Below are 22,731 nucleotides of genomic sequence, written 5' to 3' on the forward strand. Positions count from 1 at the left end.
GCGCCGGTTCGGGGCGCGGACGGCCCGCTCCGCCCTAGGGTGTGGGCATGCGATTCGACCAGCACACGGTCGTGCTCCTGGTCCGCCCGCCGGACGCCCCGGACCTGCCGCTGGAGGCGGCCGACCGGTTGCAGGACGCGCACCTGGCCCACCAGGCGGGGCTGGTGGAGCAGGGGCTCGTCCTCGCCGCCGGGCCGTTCGTGGACGCCGACGACGACCGGCTCCGCGGTTTCGTCGTCCTCTCGGTCAGCCCCGACGAGGCCCGCGAGCTGTATCACAACGACCCGGCGGTGCGGGCCGGACGGCTGGCCGTACAGGTAATGAGCTGGATGGTGCCGGAGGGCAACCTGCGGTTCGAGAGCGTGCCGATGCCCCGGTCGATGCTGGAGGCCGCCGCCGGCGACTGACCGGCACCGGCGCGGCCGCCGGCCGGGCTCCGGGCGGTCAGTCGCCGGCGCGCGGCGGCGGCACCGCGTCGACCGCCCCGTCGAGCTGGTGGTCGGCCCAGACGTACGTCTCCGGCAGCAGTTCGCCGATCGGCACCACCCGCAGCGCGTCCGCCGGCCCGACGATCACCCGGAGCTGCGGGAAGTAGTCCCGCAGCACCTGCCGGCAGCGCCCGCACGGCGGAATCACCCCGCGGCCCCGGTCGCCCACCGCGACGATGGTCTCCAGCTCGGTCACGCCCTGGGTGGCGGCCGCGCCGATCGCCACCACCTCGGCGCACGGGCCGCCGGTGAAGTGGTAGACGTTCACGCCGGTGAAGACCCGGCCGTCGGCGGTGCGGGCGGCGGCGGCCACGGTGTGGTTCTCGCTGCGGCAGCGCAGCTTGGCGACCGCCGTGGCGGCCTGCACCAGCGCCCGGTCGGTGTCGCGCATCGTCATCCGGTCCCCCCGCGTCGATCGGCGGTCAACTCTAAACCGGCGGCCCGCCGGCAGCGGGTGCCGCCGTAACCCAGGGGCGGTCCCGCGCCGGGCTGCCTATCCTTGGCCACGACATGCAGAATCCAGCCGCACCCGCCGCGACCGACGTTCGCGAGCTGCACCGCCGCCTGACTCCCCTGATGTTCCGTGACCAGCGCCGCCTCCAGCGGCGGCTGGACGGGGTGCGGAAGCTGCGGGACCCGCAGCGCCGGGAGGCGGCGCTCGCCGAGATCGCCGCCGACGTGACGGCGGCGGAGCTGCGGCTGGAGTCCCGCCGGGCCGCGGTGCCGGTGATCACCTATCCGGCCGGGCTGCCGGTCAGCGAGCGCTCCGCCGACATCGCCGCCGCGATCCGCGACCACCAGGTGGTGATCGTGGCCGGCGAGACCGGGTCGGGCAAGACCACCCAGCTGCCGAAGATCTGCCTGGAGCTGGGGCGCGGCGTGCACGGGCTGATCGGGCACACCCAGCCGCGCCGGCTGGCCGCCCGGACGGTGGCGGACCGGATCGCCGAGGAGCTCGGCACCGAGCTGGGCGACGTCGTCGGCTACAAGGTGCGCTTCACCGACCAGGTGAGCGACCGCAGCCTGGTCAAGCTGATGACCGACGGCATCCTGCTCGCCGAGCTGCAGACCGACCGGATGCTGCGCCAGTACGACACGCTGATCATCGACGAGGCGCACGAGCGCAGCCTCAACATCGACTTCATCCTCGGCTACCTGAGGCAGCTGCTGCCGCGCCGTCCCGACCTGAAGGTGATCATCACCTCGGCGACCATCGAGACCGAGCGCTTCGCCCGGCACTTCGCCGGGCCGGCGACCGCGGACGAGCCGGAGGGCGTACCGGCGCCGGTGGTGGAGGTCTCCGGGCGTACCTACCCGGTGGAGGTCCGCTACCGGCCGCTGGTCGAGGTCGCCGAGGCCGAGGACGACGGGGAGGACGAGGAGAACGTCCGGGACCAGATCCAGGCGATCGGCGACGCCGTCGAGGAACTGGCCGCCGAGGGGCCGGGGGACGTCCTGGTCTTCCTCAGCGGGGAACGCGAGATCCGGGACACCGCGGACGCGCTGGGCAAGCTGGTGGAGAAGAAGCCGGCGCTGCGCGGCACCGAGATCCTGCCGCTGTACGCCCGGCTCTCCACCGCCGAGCAGCACCGGGTCTTCGCCCCGCACGCCGGGCGCCGGGTGGTGCTCGCCACCAACGTGGCGGAGACCTCGCTGACCGTCCCCGGCATCAAGTACGTGGTGGACCCGGGCACCGCCCGGATCTCCCGCTACAGCAGCCGACTCAAGGTGCAGCGGCTGCCGATCGAGCCGATCTCCCAGGCCTCGGCCAACCAGCGCAAGGGTCGCTGCGGCCGCACCTCGGACGGCATCTGCATCCGCCTCTACGACGAGCAGGACTTCCTCTCCCGCCCGGAGTTCACCGACCCGGAGATCCTGCGCACCAACCTGGCCTCGGTCATCCTCCAGATGACCGCCATCGGGCTCGGCGACATCGCGGCCTTCCCGTTCATCGACCCGCCGGACCGGCGCAACATCGCCGACGGCGTCAACCTGCTGCACGAGCTGGGCGCTCTGGACGTCACCGAGACCGACCCGGCGAAGCGGCTCACCCCGCTGGGCCGGCGGCTGGCCCAGCTCCCGGTCGACCCGCGGCTGGCCCGGATGGTGCTCGAGGGCGAACGCAACGGCTGCGCCACCGAGGTGATGGTGATCGCCGCCGCGCTGTCGATCCAGGACCCGCGGGAGCGGCCGGCCGACCGGCAGGCCCAGGCCGACCAGGCGCACGCCCGGTTCACCGACCGGGAGTCGGACTTCGTGTCGCTGCTCAACCTGTGGCGGCACCTGCGCGAGCAGCAGCGCGACCTCTCCTCCAGCGCGTTCCGCCGGATGTGCAAGGCCGAGTTCCTCAACTACCTGCGGGTACGCGAGTGGCAGGACATCGTCAGCCAGCTGCGCCAGGTGGGACGTACGCCCGAGGCCGGCGACGGGCGACGGGGCCGGCGCGGTGGCGCGGAGGCCACGCCCGACGGCGGGCGGCGCGGCGCCGGCGCGGACCTGCCGGCGGAGATCGACACCCCGAAGGTGCACCAGTCACTGCTGGCCGGCCTGCTCTCCCACGTCGGGCTGAAGGACGCGCAGAAGAACGAGTACCTGGGCGCCCGGGGGGCGAAGTTCGCGCTCTTCCCCGGCTCGGCGCTGTTCCGCAAGCCGCCGCGCTGGGTGATGGCCGCCGAGCTGGTGGAGACCTCCCGGCTCTGGGGCCGGGTGGCCGGCCGGATCGAGCCGGAGTGGGTCGAGCCGCTCGCCCAGCACCTGGTCAAGCGCAGCTACAGCGAGCCGCACTGGGAGAAGAAGCAGGCCGCGGTGATGGCCTACGAGAAGGTGACCCTCTACGGCGTCCCGCTGGTCACCTCCCGCAAGGTCAACTTCGGCCGGATCGATCCGGCGCTGAGTCGCGAGCTGTTCATCCGGCACGCGCTGGTGGAGGGCGACTGGTCCACCCACCACCAGTTCTTTCGGGACAACCAGCGGCTGCTGACCGAGATCGAGGAGCTTGAGCACCGGGCCCGGCGGCGGGACATCCTGGTCGACGACGAGACGATCTTCCACTTCTACGACGAGCGGATCCCGGCCGACGTGGTCTCCGGGCGGCACTTCGACGCCTGGTGGAAGCAGACCCGGCGGGAGCGGCCGGACCTGCTCACCTTCACCCGCGAGCTGCTGGTCAACGCCGGCCGGGGCGGGGTGGACGAGGCCGACTATCCCGACGAGTGGTCCGCCGACGGGGTGAGCCTGCCGCTGACCTACCGGTTCGAGCCGGGCACCCCGACCGACGGGGTGACCGTGGACATCCCGCTGCCGCTGCTCAACCAGGTGCCGGCGGAGAGCTTCGACTGGCAAGTCCCCGGGCTGCGCGAGGAACTGGTCGTCGCGCTGATCCGCTCGCTGCCCAAGGCGGTGCGCCGCAACTTCGTCCCGGTGCCCGACTTCGCCCGCGCAGCGCTGGCGGCGATGCCGGCCGGCGAGGAGCCGCTGCTCGACGCGCTGACCCGGCAGCTGCGCCGGATGACCGGGGTGACCGTGCCCCGGGACGCGTGGGACCCGGACAAGCTCCCGCCGCACCTGCGGGTCCGCTTCCGGGTGCTCGACGAGGAGAACCGGCCGGTCGCCGAGGGCAAGGACCTGCCGGCCCTGCAACGCCAGCTCAAGACGGAGGTACGCCAGGTGGTGGCGGCCGCCGCGCCGGACGTGGCCCGCACCGGGCTGCGCGAGTGGAGCATCGGCACCCTGCCGCGCACCATCGAGCAGGTGCGCGCCGGCTACGCGGTGACCGCGTACCCGGCGCTGGTCGACGAGGGCACCACGGTCGGGGTGAAGGTGTTCGACTCGCCGGCCGAGCAGGAGGCGGCGCACTGGGCGGGCACCCGACGGCTGCTGCGGCTGACCGTGCCCTCTCCGGCCAAGTTCCTGCAGGGGCGGCTGAGCAACGAGGCGAAGCTGGCGCTGAGCCGCAACCCGCACGGCGGCGTGCAGCAGCTCATCGAGGACGCCGCCGGGGCGGCGATCGACAAGCTGGTCGCCGACGCCGGTGGGCCGGCCTGGGACGCCGAGGGGTTCGCCGCGCTGCGCGAGAAGGTCCGCGCCGACCTGGTGGACACCGTGGTCGACGTGATGGACCGGGTACGCCGGGTGCTCGCCGCCGGGTACGCGGTGGAGCAGCGGCTGGGCCGGACCCAGAACCTGGCCGTGGTGGCGGCGCTGGCCGACATCCGGGCCCAGCTCACCGGGCTGCTGCACGCCGGCTTCATCACCGAGACCGGGTACGCCCGGCTGCCCGACCTGCTGCGCTACCTCACCGCGATCGAGCGGCGGCTGGACCGGCTGCCGGGCAACCCGCAGCGCGACAAGCAGCAGCAGGACCGGATCGCGGTGGTGCAGAAGGAGTACCAGGAGATGCTCGCCGCCCTCCCGCCGACCCGCCGCAACTCGGCGGCGGTACGGCAGATCCGCTGGATGATCGAGGAGTTGCGGGTGAACGTCTTCGCGCAGGCGCTCGGCACCCCGTACCCGGTGTCGGAGCAGCGGATCTACCGGGCGATGGACGAGGCCGAGGGGCGCTAGCGCGGCTCCACCCCGGGCGGCAGGTCGTCCTGGTCGATCGCGGTCTGCACGTAGTCGAGCAGGATCCGGCGCAGCTCCCGGCCGGCGTGGGTGGGCACCACGTCCCGGCGGCGGGCCACCGCGATGGTCCGGGTCACCCCCGGCGGCGCGAGCCGGGTGATCCGTACCCCCGGCCGGCGGGCGACCACGATGCCGGGCACCAGCGCGACACCCAGCCCGGCCTCGACGAAGCTGAGCACGGCGTCCATCTCGCCGCCGTCGACCGCGATGGTCGGCTCGAAGCCCGCCTCCCGGCACGCCTGCAGGGTGGCGTCGCGCAGGTCGTAGCCCTCGCGGAACATCACCATCGGCTGGTCGCGCAGGTCGGTGATCCGCAGCCGGCCGGTCTGCGCCGCGGCCGGCTGCTCCTCCACCGAGGCCACCACCAGGCTCTCCCGCAGGATCGGGTCGGCCCGCAGGCCCGGGTCGGTGCCCTGCGCCGGCATGATGATCAGCGCCAGGTCGAGGTCGCCGCGGAGCAGGTCGCGGACCAGGTCCTGCGAGCCGCCCTCCTCCACCCGCAGGTCGACGGTGGGGTGCGCGTCGCGGAACCGGCGCAGCACCGGCGGGGCGAGCGAGGTGGCCAGGCTCGGGGTGGCGCCGAGGCGCACCCGACCCCGGCGCAGGCCGACCAGCTCCTGCACCTCCCGGGTGGCGGTGTCGACGTCGGCGAGGATCCGCTTGGCCAACGGCAGCAGCACCTCGCCCGCCGTGGTGAGGGCGATGTTGCCCCTTACCCGTTCGAAGAGCGGGGCCCCGAGGTCGCTCTCCAGGGCGTGAATTTGCTTACTCAGCGACGGCTGGGTTATGCCGACGATGTCGGCGGCTTGGGTGAAATGTCGTACTTCTGCGACCGCCACGAAGTACCGGAGCTGATGGAGCTGCATCTTTATAGCTTACGGCTATCAAGACTGCGAGTTCGATGCATTGGACGACTGATCAAACTGCTCCTAGCGTCGATTGCGTGGTAGTCACGAGAACACGATCGCCCATCCGCTCGAATGTCGGCCTGAAGGCCGTCATGGCGGTGACGGGCATCATGATGGTGCTGTTCCTGGTCTTGCACATGCTCGGCAACCTGAAGGTGTTCGCGGGGGAGACCTCGTTCGACCACTACGCGCACTGGCTGCGGGACATCGGCAAGCCGCTGCTGCCCGGCGTCTGGTTCCTCTGGATCCAGCGCGCCGTGCTGACCGTCACCGTCCTGGCGCACATCACCGCCGCCACGGTGCTGGCCCGGCGCTCCCGCGCCGCCCGCCCCGTCCGGTACGCGCACCGCGCGAAGGTCCAGGGCAGCTACGCGGCCCGCACGATGCGCTGGGGCGGCGTGATCATCCTGCTCTTCGTGATCTACCACCTGCTGGACCTGACCTCCGGTCACCTGAACCCCATCGGCGACCCGACCAGGCCGTACGCCAACCTCGTCGCCGACTTCGCGCCGGAGCGCTGGTACGTCACGCTCTTCTACACCCTGGCGATCGTCGCGCTCGGCTTCCACCTGTGGCACGGCGCGTTCAGCGCCTTCCGCAGCCTCGGGCAGCAGACCCCGAGGGGCGAGCGACGGGCGCGCAGCGCCGCGCTGGTCTTCGCCGTGACGCTCAGCGCCGGCTTCCTGGTGGTCCCGTTCGCCGTACTCACCGGATTGGTGTCCTGACATGGATCTCTACACCGAGGGCGACCCGATCGCCGACACCAGGGCTCCCGACGGCCCGATCGACACCCGCTGGAAGCGCCGCCGCTTCGAGGCCAAGCTGGTCAACCCGGCCAACCGCCGGAAGCTGACCGTGATCGTGGTCGGCACCGGCCTGGCCGGCGGCTCGGCCGCCGCCACGCTCGCCGAGCAGGGCTACCGGGTCAAGTCCTACTGCTACCAGGACAGCCCGCGCCGGGCTCACTCGATCGCCGCGCAGGGTGGCATCAACGCCGCGAAGGACTACCGCAACGACGGCGACTCGGTGCACCGGCTCTTCTACGACACCGTCAAGGGCGGCGACTTCCGCTCCCGGGAGTCGAACGTGCACCGGCTGGCCGAGGTCTCGCTCAACATCATCGACCAGTGCGTGGCGCAGGGCGTGCCGTTCGCCCGCGAGTACAGCGGCCTGCTGGACACCCGGTCGTTCGGCGGCGCCCAGGTGCAGCGCACCTTCTACGCCCGGGGGCAGACGGGCCAGCAGCTGCTGCTCGGCGCGTACCAGGCGCTGGAGCGCCAGATCGGCCTGGGCAACGTGGAGATGAACACCCGGCACGAGATGCTGGAGCTGATCGTCGTCGACGGCAAGGCCCGGGGCATCGTGGTCCGGGACCTGGTCACCGGCGAGATCACGACCGAGTTCGCGGACGCGGTGGTGCTCGCCTCCGGCGGCTACGGCAACGTTTTCTACCTCTCCACCAACGCCAAGGGCTGCAACGTCACCGCCACCTGGCGGGCGCACCGCAAGGGCGCGTACTTCGCCAACCCCTGCTACACCCAGATCCACCCGACCTGCATCCCGGTCTCCGGCGACCACCAGTCGAAGCTGACCCTGATGAGCGAGTCGCTGCGCAACGACGGCCGGGTCTGGGTGCCGAAGGCCAAGGGCGACAACCGCAGCCCGAAGGACATCCCCGAGGACGAGCGGGACTACTACCTGGAGCGGATCTACCCCTCCTTCGGCAACCTGGTGCCCCGGGACATCGCCTCCCGCGCCGCCAAGGCCGTCTGCGACCAGGGTCGCGGCGTCGGCCCGGGCGGGCTCGGCGTCTACCTGGACTTCGCCGACGCCATCAACCGGCTCGGCCGCAAGGCGGTCGAGGCGAAGTACGGCAACCTCTTCGAGATGTACGAGCGGATCACCGGCGAGGACCCGTACGAGGTCCCGATGCGGATCTACCCCGCCGTGCACTACACGATGGGCGGCCTCTGGGTCGACTACGACCTGCAGTCGACCATCCCCGGCCTGTTCGTGATCGGCGAGGCGAACTTCTCCGACCACGGCGCGAACCGGCTCGGCGCCTCGGCGCTGATGCAGGGCCTCGCGGACGGCTACTTCGTGCTGCCGAACACCATCGCCAACTACCTGGCCGAGGGCCCGTTCGAGAAGGTCGACGCCAGCCACCCGGCGGCGGTGGAGGCGCGCCGCGACGTGGAGGACCGGATCCAGCGGCTGCTGGCGGTCAACGGCGACCGGACGGTGGACTCGTTCCACCGCGAGCTGGGCCAGATCATGTGGGAGCACTGCGGCATGGAGCGCAGTGACGCCGGGCTGCGCAAGGCGATCGACGAGATCCGGGCCCTGCGCGACCAGTTCTGGCAGCGGGTCCGGGTGCTCGGCGACGGCGAGGGGCTCAACCAGTCGCTGGAGAAGGCCGGCCGGGTGGCCGACTTCTTCGAGCTGGCCGAGCTCATGTGCATCGACGCCCTGCACCGCGAGGAGTCCTGCGGCGGCCACTTCCGGGCCGAGCACCAGACCGAGGACGGTGAGGCCCAGCGCGACGACGAGCACTTCTCGTACGTCGCGGCCTGGGAGTTCACCGCCACCGGCGAGCCCTCCGTGCTGCACAAGGAAGACCTGAAGTTCGAATACGTCCACCCCACGCAGCGGAGCTACAAGTGAACCTGACCCTGCGCATCTGGCGCCAGAAGGGCCCTGAGGACAAGGGTCGGATGGTGACCTACCAGGTCGACGACGTGTCCCCGGACATGTCGTTCCTGGAGATGCTCGACGTGCTCAACGAACGCCTGATCCTCGCGGGCGAGGACCCGGTGGCGTTCGACCACGACTGCCGCGAGGGCATCTGTGGCATGTGCGGCATGATGATCAACGGCAACGCGCACGGGCCGCAGCGCGGCACCACCGCCTGCCAGCTGCACATGCGGCAGTTCTCCGACGGCGACACGATCGACATCGAGCCGTGGCGGGCCCGGGCCTTCCCGGTCGTCAAGGACCTGGTCGTCGACCGGAACGCGTTCGACAAGATCATCGCGGCCGGCGGCTACATCACCGCGCCGACCGGTAGCGCGCCCGAGGCGCACTCCACCCCGGTGGCCAAGGCCAACGCGGACGCCGCCTTCGAGTCGGCGGCCTGCATCGGCTGCGGCGCCTGCGTGGCGGCCTGCCCGAACGGCTCCGGCATGCTCTTCACCGCGGCCAAGGTCACCCAGCTCTCGCTGCTGCCGCAGGGCCAGCCGGAGCGGTACACCCGGGTGATCGGGATGGTCGACGCGCACGACGAGGCCGGCTTCGGCGGTTGCACCAACGCCGGCGAGTGCACCGTGGTCTGCCCGAAGGGCATCCCGCTGAACACCATCGGCCGGCTGAACCGGGACTACCTGAAGGCCACCACCAAGCGGGGCCACAACACCCCCGGCTCCTGACCGGCGGACGTCGACGGCGGGCCGCCACATCCCTGACCGGGGTGTGGCGGCCCGTCCGCTTCCTCCCCGGGGGTCCCGCACGGCAGCCCGGGCGCGCCGCCGCCCGGGCGGACGCCCGCCGGTTCAACCGCCCGTGCGCGGGTAGCAGGACCGGGACGGTGGTGGAAGGGGCGCGGCATGAAGGCACTGACCTGGCACGGCAAGCGGGACGTACGGGTCGAGGAAGTGCCCGACCCACGGATCGAGGAGCCCACGGACGCAATCGTCCGGATCACCTCCACCGCGATCTGCGGCTCCGACCTGCACCTCTACGAGGTGCTCGGACCGTACCTGAAGCCCGGCGACGTGCTCGGCCACGAACCGATGGGCGTCGTCGAGGAGGCCGGGCCCGGGGTGACCCGGCTCAAGCCCGGCGACCGGGTGGTGATGCCGTTCAACATCGCCTGCGGCTCCTGCTGCATGTGCGACCGGCAGCTCTACGCGCAGTGCGAGACCACCCAGGTCACCGCGCAGGGCAAGGGCGCCGCGCTGTTCGGCTACACCTCGCTCTACGGCTCGGTGCCCGGCGGGCAGGCCGAGTACCTGCGGGTGCCGTACGCCGAGTTCGGCCCGATCAAGGTGCCGGAGACCGGTCCCGACGAGCGCTGGCTCTACCTCTCCGACATCCTCCCCACCGCCTGGCAGGCGGTGAAGTACGCCGACACCCCGCCCGGCGGCACCCTCGCCGTCTTCGGGCTGGGCCCGGTGGGGCAGTTCTGCGCCCGGATCGGGCGGCACCTCGGCGCGGACCGGGTGATCGGGCTGGACCTGGTGCCGGAGCGGCTGGAGATGGCCCGCCGGCACGGCGTCGAGGTGCTCGACGTCAGCGCACTGGACGACGTGCCGAGCACGCTGATCGACCTGGTCGACGGGCGCGGCCCGGACGCGGTGATCGACGCGGTCGGCATGGAGGCGCACGGCGCGCCGGTCGGCAAGCTCGCCCAGACCGCCGCCGGCCTGCTGCCAGACAAGCTCGCCCAAACGATGACCGACAAGGTCGGCGTCGACCGGCTGGTCGTGCTCAAGGCCGCGCTCAAGGCGGTCCGCCGCGGCGGCACCGTCTCCGTCTCCGGGGTGTACGGCGGCGAGGTCGACCCGCTGCCGCTGATGGAGATGTTCGACCGGGGCGTGCATTTGCGGATGGGACAGTGCCACGTACGCCGCTGGGTGGACGAGATCATGCCGCTGCTCACCGGCGACAACGACCCGCTGGGCGTGGCGGACCTGCGGACCCACCGGGTGCCGCTGGCCCGGGCGCCGCAGGCGTACGAGATGTTCCAGCAGAAGGCGGACGGCTGCGTCAAGGTCGTGCTCGAACCGTGAGCCGGGTGGTGGTGGTCACCGGGGCCACCAGCGGGATCGGCCGGGCGGCCGCCCGGGTCTTCGCCGGGCGTGGGGACCGCCTGGTGCTCGCCGCCCGCTCCGCTGCCACCCTGGCCGAGGTACGCGCCGAGTGCGCGGCCGCCGGCGCGCGGGCGCTGGACGTGCCGACCGACGTCACGGCGCCCGGCGCGGTCGGCGCGCTCGCGGACGCCGCGCTGGACCGCTTCGGCCGCCTCGACGTCTGGGTTCACACCGCGGCGGTGATGGCGTACGGGCGGTTCGAGGAGACCCCGGAGCGGGTCTTCGAGCAGGTGGTACGCACCGACCTGCTCGCCGCCGCGGCGGTGGCCCGGGTGGCGCTCACGCACTTCCGGGCCGCCGGCGGCGGCACGCTGATCCTCACCGGCTCGGTGCTCGGGCGCATCACCGCCCCCTACCTGAGCGGCTACGTGGCCAGCAAGTGGGGGTTGCAGGGGCTGACCCGGGTGCTGCAGCAGGAGGCCCGGGAGGTCCCGGGCGTCGCGGTCTGCCTGGTCAATCCGGGCAGTGTGGACACCCCGGTCTACCAGCGGGCCGCCAACCACCTGGGCCGCCTCGGCCGCCCGCCGCTGCCGATCACCACGCCGGAGCGGGTCGCCCGGGCCATCCTGGACTGCGCCGAGCGGCCCCGCCGGGAGGTCTCGGTGGGCCGGGCCAACACGGTGATGCGGGTCGGCTTCACCGTGCTGCCCGGCGTCTACGACGTCCTGGTCGGACCGTTGATGCGGCTGGCCGCGCTGACCGACCGCCGGACCCCGCCGCACGACGGGGTGGTGTTCGCCCCCGACCCGTCCGGCGCCGCGGTGCGCGGCGGCTGGCTGCCCGACCTCGGGCAACTGGCCCGCGCCGTCGGCGGCCTGCCCGGCGCGGTCGGATCGGCGCTGCGGCGTCGGCTGCCATGAGCGGCCCGCCGGGATCACCGGCGTCGATCTTTTCGCCTAAGGTGGCCGGAGGAGACGATCCGGACCCGACGGGAGTGACGATTGGCTATCAGGGTGAACCGCAGGACCGCACTGGGCATCGGCACGGTGGCCACCGCCGGCACCGTGCTGGGAGGCGCCGTGCCCGCCGCCGCTGACCCCGGCCCGGGCCGGACGGTCACCGGCCTGTCCTCCCGCGCCTTCACCCGGCCCGACCTGGTGGCGCCGCTGTTGGCGGCGGCCTACCTGCGGGAGACGACGGCCGCCGGGGGCAACTGGCAGGCGTACCTCAGCCTGGCCACCGCCGACGGGCCGCTGGCCGCCGTGGCCGACTCGCCCGACCAGGTGCTCGAGGCGTACAGCGTCAACAAGATCGCGGTCGCGGTGGCGGTGCTGGACAAGGTCGACCGGGGGCTGCTCACGCTGGACCAGCGGGTCGACGTGACCGAGGCGATCGTGGTGCCCGGCGGGGACGGGATCTTCAGCCTCGACACCGCGTACCCCAGCTCGGTCACCCTCGGCCACGCCCTCGCGGCCCTGCTGACCGTCTCCGACGACACCGCGGTACGCCTCTGCGGCCTGGTCTGCCCGGCCGCCGAGCTGAACAGCATCCTGGTGGCCAAGGGCTTCCCGAACACCCAGGTGCAGCCGGTGGCCAACCCGAACCGGTTCTTCCTCGGCACCAGCACGCCCCGCGAGACGCACGACCTGCTGCGGGCGCTGGTGGCCGGCACCCTGCTGTCGCCGACCGGCACCGCGTTCCTGCTCAAGCTGCTGCGCTCCCCCATCGCGTTCAACGACGGGATCCGGCGCACCACCTCGTCGGCCGAGCGGGCCCGGATCGCCACCAAGGCCGGCTGGTTCGCCGACGCCCGGCACGAGGCCGGCGTGATCTTCGACGCCGCCGGGGCGCCCCTGGTGACGTACGTGCTCTTCGCCGACGGGCAGGCCGACCCGGACAACTTCGGCGCCACCCACCCCGCGGTGGCGGCCCGGGCCCGGCTGGGCCGGCGGATGCTGGACCTGACGGGCGCGCTCACCGGCGCCGGTGTCACCCACCGGCTGGCCGCCCAACGGCCGAGCAACGGCGGCTGAGCCGCCCGCGCCGTCGCCCGCCGTGGCCGTCGGATTCGCCCGACCACGGCGGTGCCGCGGTGGCTACCGTGTAGGGCGGGAGACGGCGGAGGGGACGACGATGCGGCGACCAGCGGGGCGATCGGAACTCGACCGGGCGTGGGGGCGCCGGCTGGGCGGCAGCGTGGGGCTCGCCGCGCTGGCCGGGCTGGCCTGGGTCGCCCGGGACGTGCCGGCGGCGCTCGGCGGCCGGCTGACCGGTACCCGGGCGCAGCGGGCGGCCCGCTCGCCGCAGTTCCGCGACGGCACCTTCCACAACCGGGCGAGCACCCGGACGATGGTCGCCGATCCCGGCCGGAACCTGCTCTGGGAGCTGGTCTTCGGCAAGCAGCAGCGCCGGCCCCGCTCGGCGGTGCCGCTGCTGCGGCCCGCCAGCACGCCGGGCACCGACAGCGAGCGGGAGCTGAACGTCGTCTGGTACGGCCACGCCTCCGCGCTGATCGAGATCGAGGGCCGGCGGGTGCTGCTCGACCCGGTGTGGAGCGAACGGTGCTCGCCGTCGGCCCTGGTCGGCCCCCGCCGGCTGCACGAGCCGCCGGTACGCCTCGACGAGTTGCCGCGCGTCGACGCGATCCTGATCTCCCACGACCACTACGACCACCTGGACATGGCGACGGTGCAGGCGCTGCTGACGAGCCAGTCCGCGCCGTTCCTGGTGCCGCTCGGGGTCGGCGCCCACCTCGACCGGTGGGGCGTCCCGGCGGACCGGATCGTCGAACTGGACTGGTCGGAGACCCACCGGGTGGGCGGGCTGGAGATCACCGCCACCGCGGCCCAGCACTTCTCCGGCCGAGGGTTGCGCCGCGACGGCACGCTCTGGAGCTCCTGGGTGATCGCCGGGGCGCGGCGCCGGGTCTTCTACACCGGCGACTCCGGCTACTTCGACGGCTACACCGAGATCGGCGCGGAGCACGGGCCGTTCGACGTGACCCTGATGCAGATCGGCGCGTACGACCGGGCCTGGCCGAGCATCCACATGTTCCCGGAGGAGGCGGTCACCGCCCACCTCGACCTGCGGGGCGGGCTGCTGATCCCGGTGCACTGGGCCACCTTCAACCTGGCCCTGCACGACTGGGCCGAGCCGGTGGACCGGCTCTGGGCCGAGGCCAAGGCGCGCGACGTGCGGCTGGCCGTACCGCGGCCGGGCGAGCGGGTGGTGGTGGACGACCCGCCGGCGGTGGACGGCTGGTGGCAGTCGGTCGCCTGAGCGGGTCGGGACGGGCGGCCGGTCTCCGGGCGCCGGTCAGAGCACGAAGGCGTCGGTCCAGAGCGCCCCGGAGCGGCCGGAGAGCGCATCCAGCATGGCGACCGCCTGGTTGTCGGTGAGCTGCGCGACGAAGTCGACGATCGCCCGGCCCCGGGCCTTGCCGATCCGGTCCGGGGTACGCGGATGCAGCTCCGCCTCGGCCAGTTCCACCAGGTCGTGCAGCCGGCGCGGCAGCCGGGACTCCTCGGCCGGGTCGAGCAGCCAGTCCAGCAGCGCCTCCACCAGCGTGCCCAGCAGCCGGGCCTGACCGCGCTGGTGCAGCGCCAGGTCGGGGCGGGCCAGCACGAACCGGTGGTGGACGAACTTGAGCACCTGCACCTCGTGCCACTGCGCCGGGGCCAGCAGCACGTGCCCGGACCGCACCGAGGGCTGCTCGACCACGGTGATCGCGTCGACCAGGCGGGTGGTCCACCGGGCGGAGAAGCGGGCCACGTACTGCTCGGCCTCGATCGAGCCGTCGAACGGCACCGCGAGCAGCCCCTCGACCAGTTCCTCGCGGACGTGCTCAACCGCGGCGGCGAACGCCTCGTCGTCGGCCACCCAGGCGTCCTTGTGGTGCAGCTGCCGGCGCAGCCGTTCGATCGCCGCGCCGGGCCGGCGGGCCGCGCTGGCCAGCGCCGCGTCGGTGATGGCCCGGAAGTGCCCGCTCTCGCGCTGCCAGGCCATCAGTTCGGCGGCCACCGCGCCCTGCTGGAGCACCCCCACCCGGTAGAAGTCCTCCACATCGTGGATGGCGTACGCGATGTCGTCGGCGGTGTCCATCACGGACGCCTCGACGGTCTGCTGCCAGTCCGCGATCCGGCCGACGAACGGCTCCCGCGCCTGGCGCAGGTCGTCCACCTCTGTGCGGTACGCCCCGAACTTCGAGGAGCCGCTGGCCGGGTCGTCCGGCGGCGGGGTGGCCCCGCGCGGCGGCGGGTCCATCAGCCGGGGGTGCGGGTCGGGGTGGTCGAGCCGGGTCCACGGGTACTTCAGCATCGCCGCCCGGACGGCCGCGGTAAGGTCCAGGCCGGTGGTCGCCGCGCCCCGGATCTCGGTGCTGGTGACGATCCGGTACGACTGGGCGTTGCCCTCGAAGCCGTCGGTCAGCCCCAGCCGGTGCCGGGCCAGCCGGTCCAGCACCCGCTCCCCCAGGTGCCCGAACGGCGGGTGGCCGAGGTCGTGCGCGAGCGCCGCCGCCTCCACCACGTCCGGGTCGCAGCCACCGAGCTTCGCCAGCAGGTCACGGTGCTCGCCGTCGGCGGTGAGCCGCTCGGCGATCGCCCGGGCCACCTGGGCGACCTTGAGGCTGTGGGTGAGCCGGTTGTGCACCAGCAGGCCGCTGCCGACCGGGCTGATCACCTGGGTGACCCCGCCGAGACGGGCGAAGAACGGGGAGCCGACGATCCGGTCCCGGTCCGCGCGGAACGGGCTCACCGCCAGGTCGCCGAGGGCCCGGGCGCTGCCGCCGAAGAGCCGCCGGGCGCGCGGCTCCGCAGGTTGCTCCATGATCGCCACGCTAGCGCAGCCGAGCGGACGCCGACGACGGGTCGCCCGGCCGGGCGCGACGACGGTCGTCGGGGCGGGCCGGCACAATGCAGAGCGGAACCCAGACCGAAGGCGGATCGAGATCGTGACCCTCTCTGTTCATCAGCGGATCGCCGAGGAGCTCGGCGTCGCCGAGCGTCAGGTGCGGGCGGCCGTGGAGCTGCTCGACGGCGGCGCCACCGTGCCGTTCATCGCCCGGTACCGCAAGGAGGCCACCGGCCTGCTCGACGACACCCAGCTGCGCACCCTGGAGGAGCGGCTGCGCTACCTGCGCGAGCTGGACGAGCGGCGGGCCGCCGTGCTGGAGTCGATCCGCGGCCAGGGCAAGCTGGACGAGGCGCTGGAAGCGCAGATCATGGCCGCCGACTCCAAGTCCCGGCTGGAGGACATCTACCTGCCGTACAAGCCGAAGCGGCGGACCCGGGCGCAGATCGCCCGCGAGGCGGGGCTGGAGCCCTTGGCGGACGCGCTGCTGACCGACCCGACGCGGGAGCCGCGGGAGGCGGCCGCCGGGTTCGTCGACGCGGAGAAGGGCGTCGCGGACGCGGCCGCCGCGCTGGACGGTGCCCGGGCCATCCTGATCGAGCGGTTCGCCGAGGACGCGGACCTGATCGGGTCGCTGCGCGAGCAGATGTGGTCCCGGGGCCGGCTGGTCTCCCGGGTGCGCGAGGGGCAGGAGCAGGCCGGCGCGAAGTTCGCGGACTACTTCGACTTCGCCGAGCCGTACCCGAAGCTGCCGTCGCACCGGATCCTGGCGATGTTCCGGGGCGAGAAGGAGGGCGTGCTCGACCTGACCATGGAGCCGGAGTCGGAGGGTGCGGCGGACGCCGTGCCGACCGGCCCGAGCCGCTACGAGGCGGCCATCGCGGCCCGGTTCGGCATCTCCGACGCCGGACGGCCGGCGGACCGGTGGCTGGCCGACACGGTGCGCTGGGCCTGGCGCACCCGGATCCTCATCCACCTCGGCGCGGACCTGCGGATGCGGCTGTGGCAGGCGGCCGAGGAGGAGGCCGTCCGGGTCTTCGCCACCAACCTCCGCGACCTGCTGCTCGCCGCGCCCGCCGGCGCCCGGCCCACCATGGGCCTGGACCCGGGCCTGCGCACCGGCGTGAAGGTCGCCGTGGTCGACGCCACCGGCAAGGTCGTCGCCACAGACACGATCTACCCGCACGAGCCGCGCCGGCAGTGGGACGCCTCGATCGAGACCCTGGCCCGGCTCGCCGCGGCGCACCGGGTGGAGCTGATCGCGATCGGCAACGGCACCGCCTCCCGGGAGACCGACAAGCTCGCCGGCGAGCTGGTCAAGCGGCACCCGCAGCTCAACCTCACGAAGGTGGTGGTCTCCGAGGCCGGCGCGTCGGTCTACTCGGCGTCCGCGTACGCCGCCCAGGAGCTGCCCGGGCTGGACGTCTCGCTGCGCGGGGCGGTCTCCATCGCCCGCCGCCTGCAGGACCCGCTCGCCGAGCTGGTCAAGATCGACCCGCGCTCGATCGGCGTCGGCCAGTACCAGCACGACCTGTCCGAGGTGAAGCTCTCCCGGTCGCTGGACGCGGTCGTGGAGGACTGCGTGAACGCCGTCGGGGTGGACGTCAACACCGCCTCGGCCCCGCTGCTGACCCGGGTCTCCGGCATCGGCGCCGGGCTGGCGGAGAACATCGTGCTGCACCGGGACGCCAACGGCCCGTTCCGCTCCCGGGCGGCGCTGAAGAAGGTGCCCCGGCTCGGCCCGAAGGCGTTCGAGCAGTGCGCCGGCTTCCTGCGCATCCCCGACGGCGACGACCCGCTGGACTCCTCCAGCGTGCACCCCGAGGCGTACCCGGTGGTGCGCCGGATCCTCGCGCACACCGGGCAGGACCTGCGGTCGCTGATCGGGAAGAGCACCATCCTGCGCGGGCTGCGGGCCACCGACTTCGTCGACGACACGTTCGGCCTGCCCACCGTCACCGACATCCTCAGCGAACTGGAGAAGCCGGGCCGCGACCCCCGGCCGGAGTTCCGCACCGCCACCTTCGTCGAGGGGGTGGAGAAGATCAGTGACCTGGTGCCCGGAATGGTGCTGGAGGGGGTGGTCACCAACGTGGCCGCGTTCGGCGCGTTCGTCGACGTCGGGGTGCACCAGGACGGCCTGGTGCACGTCTCGGCGATGTCCCGGACGTTCGTGAAGGATCCCCGCGAGGTGGTCAAGTCCGGGGACGTGGTCCGGGTCAAGGTGCTCGACGTCGACGTACCCCGCAAGCGGATCTCGCTGACCCTGCGGCTCGAGGACGACGCGGAGCCGGGCGGCCGCCGTGAGCGCGGCGGTCCCCGTGGCGAGCAGGGCGGCCCGCAGCGCGACGCCCAGGGCGGCCGGGGCGGACGCGGTGGCCAGGGCGGACGCGGCGGCACCCGGGACGGCCAGGGCGGACGCGGCGGCGCCCGCGACGGCCAGGGCGGACGCGGCGGCGCCCGCGACGGCCAGGGCGGACGCGGCGGGACGCAGCGGCAGGGCCGGGGCGGCCCGGCCCCGGCCAACGACGCGATGGCCGAGGCGCTGCGCCGGGCCGGCCTGGCCTGACGTAGCGCACGCCGGGCGCGGCGCGCGCCGGGTCCCGACGGCCGAGAGCGTCGGCTACCGCCCGTCGCGCGGTATGCACACGGCCGGCCGCAGGTGTCGGACGCTGTGGAGCTGATGTCACAGACGACTCAGCTCCACAGCGCCCCAGCCTGGTGCCCCGATCCGCCGGGCCGCCCCGGGCCGGAAGGTGCTGCCCGGCGAGCCGGTGGAGATCACGCGGCCACGCGGCGGCGGGCGGCCGGGTGGGGCGTACCGTCGCGGTCGTGAGTGCGGACGACAGCCTGGACTGGCGGGAGCGGCAGCAGCGCGCGGTACGGGCGCACGCGGCGGCCGACGAGCGACGACGGGCGACGGAGCGGGCCGAGGCCGCCGAGCTGGTGGCCGGGTTCGTGGCCGAGGCGACCCGACGCGGCCTGGCCACCACCCGGCTGGTCGCCCGCGGATACGCCGGACGGGGCCGCTACCGGACCCGGCTCACCGGCTGGTACGTCGACCGGGCCCGGAGCCGGGCGGTGGACGTCGACGGGCGGTTCTACCTGCTGACCGTGCCTGGCGGTCTGCGGGCCCGGCTGTTCGGCGCCGCGCCACCGCCCAGCCCGGCGCCGCTGATCGTCGGCGAGGGCGGCCGGGACGGCGAGTCGGTGCCGCTGCGGACGCTGCTCGCCGGCCGGCTCGACGCCGGCGACGCGTGGCCGTGACCGGGCTCAGCGCCCCCGCCGCGCGGGCCGGTCAGCGGCGCGCCGGGTCAGCCGCCACCAGCTGAGCTGCTGCACGAGGAGGGTGAGCAACCCGGCGAGCACGATCGCGCAGAGGTTGATCACCAGCTGCAGCGCCGAGCCGGCCGCTTCGTGCCAGACCCGGTACGCGGCGGCGACCGCGACGTTGGCGGCGGCCGGGACCGTGGTCACCGAGATCAGCACGCCGACCAGGCTGCCGGACTTCTTCGAGGTGAGCGAGAGCATGCCGGCCACCCCGGCGAGCAGACCGACCACCCAGGAGAGCGCGTCGGGCCGCCAGATGAAGTCGGTCAACGGTCGCTCGGCCAGCAGCATGTCGCGGGTGACCAGACCGGCGGCGTCCAGCGCCCAGGTGCTCAGCACGGTGGCCACCATGGCGGCCAGGAAGCCGACCACCAACGCCTGCACCGACCGGAGGACGACCCGCCCCCGCCGCCGCAGCAACGCCACGCAGAGCGCGGCCAGGGGGCCGAACTCGGGGCCGACCACCATCGCGCCGACGATGAGGATCGGCTGGTCCAGCAGGACACCGATGCCGGCGATCATCGTGGCCACGATGATCAGCACCAGGTAGGTGGCGGAGAGTTCCGTCTGCTCGCCGGTCTTCGCGGCGATCTCGTCCCAGACCACCGCGTCCGCTCCGCTGCCGGGCGCGGTACGGGCGGCCCGGTCGGCGGCCGTCGAGATGGTCAGCTCCACGTCGTCGGCCGCGATGCCGCCGCGCGCCTCCACGCCGAGCTGCCGCAGCCCATGCAGCACGCTGTCGGCGCTCTCCCGGACCACGTCGCAGAGGATGAGGTCACCCCGGGGCTGGCGCGCGGCGTCGGCGAGCACCGCGAGGTGGGTCACGCCGGGTTCGGCGGCCAGCAGGTCCGTCACGGCCGAGGACTGGTCCGGCGGAACGATGACCCGCAGGTGCAGCACGGCACTCCCCTCGCCCGATCGGCCGTCGAGCACTCTACTGCCCGCCCGTCCGGTCCGGCTGTCCGTGGGATCTGCCTGGTCAGAGCCGTTTCTTCGGTGGGAGTTCTGGGGTTGATCCGACGGGTTGCTGCCTGAGTGTCGCTATTCGCCGCTGCTGCGACCTATTTGCCTGATAAAACCTGTTTGTAACGCGATGACTGTTGCGGGAGGTCGAAACGGTGCCGGTGCCTGCCCTCGTGAACGCGCCCGAACGCCCGCCGCGGCAGCAGGCCCGGCCCGACCGCGGCAAGCGGATCCTCGACGTGACCGTCGCCGCCGTGCTGCTGGTGCTCGCCGCGCCGGTGCTCGCGGTGGTGGCGCTCCTGGTCGCGCTCGGACTCGGCCGTCCGGTGCTGTTCCGCCAGCGCCGCGCCGGACTGCACGGCCGGCTCTTCGAGGTGGTCAAGTTCCGCACCATGCGGTCGCCCGACCCGAGCCGCGGCCTGATCGACGACGGCGACCGGCTCACCCCGCTGGGGCGTTGGCTGCGCGCCACCAGCCTGGACGAGCTGCCCACGCTCTGGAACGTGCTGCGCGGCGACATGAGCCTGGTCGGGCCGCGCCCGCTGCTGCCGGAGTACCTCGCCCGCTACTCCCCCACCCAGGCCCGCCGGCACGAGGTCCGGCCCGGCGTCACCGGACTGGCCCAGGTACGCGGCCGCAACGGCCTCAGCTGGGAGGAGAAGTTCGACCTCGACGTGGAGTACGTCGACAGCCACTGCCTCCGGCTGGACCTGTCGATCCTCGCCGCGACCGTCCGCACCGTGCTGCGCCGGGAGGGCATCGCCGCGGCCGGCTCCCCGACCGCCCCCGAGTTCCTCGGCACGCCGTACTGGTCGGCGTCCCGCGACCGCGACCGCACCCCGGTATGACGACCCGCCCCGGAGGCGCCCGATGAGCCGGACCATCTACCTGTCGCCCCCCGACGTCGGGCCCCTGGAGGAGTCGTACGTGCTCGCCGCCCTCCGCTCGGGGTGGGTCGCGCCGGTCGGCCCCGACCTCGACGCGTTCGAGCGCGAGGTGGCCGAGCGGGTCGGCACCCGGGGCGCGGTCGCGGTGAGCTCCGGCACCGCCGCCCTGCACCTGGCCCTGGTGGGCGTCGGGGTGGGCCCCGGTGACGCGGTCGTCGTGCCGACGGTGACCTTCGTGGCCACCGCGAACGCGGTCCGTTACACCGGCGCCCGGCCGGTCTTCGTCGACTGCGACCCGCACACCGGCAACATCGACGTCGCCCTGCTGGCCGAACTGCTGCGCCGGCTGGCCGGCCGCGGCGAGCGGGTGGGCGCCGTCGTGCCCGTCGACATGTTCGGCAGCTGCGCCGACTACACGGCCCTGCTGCCGCTCTGCGCGGACGCGGGCGTACCGGTGGTGGAGGACGCGGCCGAGGCGCTCGGCGCCCGGCACGACGGCCGGGCGGCCGGCTCGTTCGGTCGGATCAGCGCCCTCTCCTTCAACGGCAACAAGATCATGACCACCTCCGGGGGCGGCATGCTGGTCTCCGACGACCTGGCGCTGCTGGCCCGGGCCCGGCACCTGGCCACCCAGGCGCGCGAGCCGCTGCCGCACTACGAGCACCGCGAGACCGGCTACAACTACCGGTTGAGCAACCTGCTGGCCGCGCTGGGCCGGGCCCAGTTGGTCCGGCTCGACGGAATGATCGCCCGCCGCCGGCAGCTGCGCGACCGCTACGCCAAGCTCTTCGCGCCGGTGCCCGGAGTCGAGCTGATCGGCGCGGAGGACACCGACGCCAACTGCTGGCTCACCTGCATCCGAGTCGACCCCGAGCGGGCCGGCTGGCGAGTGGCGGACCTCGCCACCCACCTGGCCGGCCGGGAGATCGAGACGCGACCGGTGTGGAAGCCGATGCACCGGCAACCGGCCTACGCCGGGGCCGAGAGCCTGCTCACCGGGGCGGCCGACGCGCTCTTCGCCGAAGGACTCACCCTGCCCAGCGGCAGCGCGCTGACCGAACGGCAGATCGGGTTCGTGCTCGGCGCGATCGACGAGTTCCTGGCCCTGCGGACGGGAGCGGCGACGACGTGACGACCCCACTGGTGGTCGTCGGCTGCGGCGGCCACGGCCGGGAGGTGCTGTCCATCGCCCGGGCGATGGACGCCGGCCTCACCCGCCCGCGCTGGCGGCTGCTCGGCTTCCTCGACGACCGGCCCTCCGAGGAGAACCTCAAGCGGGTGCAGCGGCTGGACGTGCCGTACCTGGGCGGGCTCGCCTGGCTGCGCGACGCGCCGCCGGACACCCACCATGTCATCGGCATCGGGGACCCCCGGATCCGGCGCGCGGTGGCGCAGCGCGTCGACCGCTACGCCACGCCGGTGGCCAGCCTGATCCACCCGGCCGCGACGATCGGACCGGACACCGAGCACGGGCCGGGGTTCGTCGCGTTCGCGGGCGCCCGGGTCACCACCAACGTGACCATCGGCCGGCACGTGCACCTGAACCAGAACGTCACCGTCGGCCACGACAGCACCTTCGCCGACTACGTCTCGGTCAACCCGCTAGCCGCCGTCTCCGGTGACTGCCACCTGGCCGAAGGGGTGCTGATCGGCACCACCGCCGCGGTGCTGCAGGGGCTGCGCGTCGGGCGGGACAGCACGGTCGGCGCGGGCGCCTGCGTCGTACGGGACGTGCCGGACGGCGTGGTGGTCAAGGGCGTCCCCGCCCGGTGAGCGGAGCTACCCACGCGGCGAACGCCGCCGGTACGTTCGGCCGGCAATCGCGAAACCGCCCAAAAGACAAGTGACGGCATGTAACTACTTAAACGAGGAC

Annotated in this window: 18 protein-coding genes; 14 read left to right on the plus strand and 4 right to left on the minus strand. The window is 73.5% G+C overall.

The annotated features are described in order from the left end of the window. Nucleotides 1-47: 47 nt before the first annotated feature. Complete coding sequence (locus tag ACVCAH_RS27030; RefSeq protein ID WP_447139030.1) at nt 48-407, plus strand: YciI family protein; 360 nt, start codon at nt 48-50, stop codon at nt 405-407. 37 nt (nt 408-444) lie between these two features. Here the strand turns inward: ACVCAH_RS27030 and ACVCAH_RS27035 are convergent, their stop codons facing one another. After that, nucleotides 445-885, minus strand: coding sequence for a cytidine deaminase family protein (locus ACVCAH_RS27035; protein ID WP_447139031.1), 441 nt, complete (start codon nt 883-885; stop codon nt 445-447). A gap of 113 nt (nt 886-998) precedes the next feature. Between ACVCAH_RS27035 and hrpA the strand changes: the two genes are divergently transcribed. After that, on the plus strand, nt 999-5,051 hold the full coding sequence (hrpA, locus tag ACVCAH_RS27040) for an ATP-dependent RNA helicase HrpA (protein WP_447139032.1): 4,053 nt from the start codon (nt 999-1,001) through the stop codon (nt 5,049-5,051). Here hrpA and ACVCAH_RS27045 read toward each other — a convergent pair. Then, nucleotides 5,048-5,983, minus strand: coding sequence for a LysR family transcriptional regulator (locus tag ACVCAH_RS27045; RefSeq protein WP_447139076.1), 936 nt, complete (start codon nt 5,981-5,983; stop codon nt 5,048-5,050). The genes hrpA and ACVCAH_RS27045 overlap by 4 nt on opposite strands. A gap of 29 nt (nt 5,984-6,012) precedes the next feature. On the opposite strand from ACVCAH_RS27045, the gene ACVCAH_RS27050 reads away from it, so the two are divergent. The 7 genes from ACVCAH_RS27050 to ACVCAH_RS27080 all read left to right on the plus strand — a co-directional run bounded on the left by ACVCAH_RS27050 (nt 6,013) and on the right by ACVCAH_RS27080 (nt 14,106). Next, a complete protein-coding gene (locus ACVCAH_RS27050; RefSeq protein ID WP_447139033.1) occupies nt 6,013-6,744 on the plus strand; it encodes a succinate dehydrogenase cytochrome b subunit in 732 nt (243 codons plus the stop codon). A 1-nt stretch (nt 6,745) separates the two neighbouring features. Then, nucleotides 6,746-8,683, plus strand: a complete 1,938-nt coding sequence (locus tag ACVCAH_RS27055) for a fumarate reductase/succinate dehydrogenase flavoprotein subunit (RefSeq protein ID WP_447139034.1) — start codon at nt 6,746-6,748, stop codon at nt 8,681-8,683. Next, nucleotides 8,680-9,444, plus strand: a complete 765-nt coding sequence (locus ACVCAH_RS27060; RefSeq protein WP_447139035.1) for a succinate dehydrogenase/fumarate reductase iron-sulfur subunit — start codon at nt 8,680-8,682, stop codon at nt 9,442-9,444. The genes ACVCAH_RS27055 and ACVCAH_RS27060 overlap by 4 nt, the downstream gene beginning before the upstream one ends. A gap of 177 nt (nt 9,445-9,621) precedes the next feature. After that, a complete protein-coding gene (locus tag ACVCAH_RS27065; RefSeq protein ID WP_447139036.1) occupies nt 9,622-10,806 on the plus strand; it encodes a zinc-dependent alcohol dehydrogenase in 1,185 nt (394 codons plus the stop codon). Then, nucleotides 10,803-11,747, plus strand: coding sequence for an SDR family NAD(P)-dependent oxidoreductase (locus ACVCAH_RS27070; RefSeq protein ID WP_447139037.1), 945 nt, complete (start codon nt 10,803-10,805; stop codon nt 11,745-11,747). The genes ACVCAH_RS27065 and ACVCAH_RS27070 overlap by 4 nt, the downstream gene beginning before the upstream one ends. Before the next feature lie 93 nt (nt 11,748-11,840). Next, nucleotides 11,841-12,860 carry a serine hydrolase gene (locus ACVCAH_RS27075; RefSeq protein ID WP_447139038.1) on the plus strand — a complete coding sequence of 340 codons (1,020 nt, stop codon included), beginning with the start codon at nt 11,841-11,843 and terminating at the stop codon, nt 12,858-12,860. 100 nt (nt 12,861-12,960) lie between these two features. Then, nucleotides 12,961-14,106, plus strand: coding sequence for an MBL fold metallo-hydrolase (locus tag ACVCAH_RS27080; protein WP_447139039.1), 1,146 nt, complete (start codon nt 12,961-12,963; stop codon nt 14,104-14,106). A gap of 36 nt (nt 14,107-14,142) precedes the next feature. Here the strand turns inward: ACVCAH_RS27080 and ACVCAH_RS27085 are convergent, their stop codons facing one another. Continuing rightward, nucleotides 14,143-15,654 (minus strand): deoxyguanosinetriphosphate triphosphohydrolase family protein, encoded by a 1,512-nt coding sequence (locus ACVCAH_RS27085; RefSeq protein ID WP_447139040.1) that lies wholly within the window; start codon nt 15,652-15,654, stop codon nt 14,143-14,145. A 124-nt stretch (nt 15,655-15,778) separates the two neighbouring features. Between ACVCAH_RS27085 and ACVCAH_RS27090 the strand changes: the two genes are divergently transcribed. Further along, entirely contained in the window at nt 15,779-18,247 is a 2,469-nt protein-coding gene (locus ACVCAH_RS27090; protein ID WP_447139041.1) for a Tex family protein, read from the plus strand. 263 nt (nt 18,248-18,510) lie between these two features. Beyond that, nucleotides 18,511-18,945 (plus strand): hypothetical protein, encoded by a 435-nt coding sequence (locus ACVCAH_RS27095; protein ID WP_447139042.1) that lies wholly within the window; start codon nt 18,511-18,513, stop codon nt 18,943-18,945. A 6-nt stretch (nt 18,946-18,951) separates the two neighbouring features. Here ACVCAH_RS27095 and ACVCAH_RS27100 read toward each other — a convergent pair whose 3' ends face one another. Next, a complete protein-coding gene (locus tag ACVCAH_RS27100; RefSeq protein ID WP_447139043.1) occupies nt 18,952-19,908 on the minus strand; it encodes a DUF389 domain-containing protein in 957 nt (318 codons plus the stop codon). A gap of 224 nt (nt 19,909-20,132) precedes the next feature. Here ACVCAH_RS27100 and ACVCAH_RS27105 point away from each other — a divergent pair, with 224 nt between their 5' ends. From ACVCAH_RS27105 to ACVCAH_RS27115, 3 genes are read left to right on the plus strand one after another with little or no spacing between them, the layout of a single operon-like run. Continuing rightward, nucleotides 20,133-20,819 (plus strand): sugar transferase, encoded by a 687-nt coding sequence (locus ACVCAH_RS27105; protein WP_447139044.1) that lies wholly within the window; start codon nt 20,133-20,135, stop codon nt 20,817-20,819. Between the two features lie 22 nt (nt 20,820-20,841). Next, complete coding sequence (locus ACVCAH_RS27110; protein ID WP_447139045.1) at nt 20,842-21,990, plus strand: DegT/DnrJ/EryC1/StrS family aminotransferase; 1,149 nt, start codon at nt 20,842-20,844, stop codon at nt 21,988-21,990. Then, nucleotides 21,987-22,631 carry an acetyltransferase gene (locus ACVCAH_RS27115; RefSeq protein WP_447139046.1) on the plus strand — a complete coding sequence of 215 codons (645 nt, stop codon included), beginning with the start codon at nt 21,987-21,989 and terminating at the stop codon, nt 22,629-22,631. The genes ACVCAH_RS27110 and ACVCAH_RS27115 overlap by 4 nt, the downstream gene beginning before the upstream one ends. Nucleotides 22,632-22,731: the final 100 nt, after the last annotated feature.

It is taken from the genome of Micromonospora sp. LZ34, assembly GCF_052981855.1.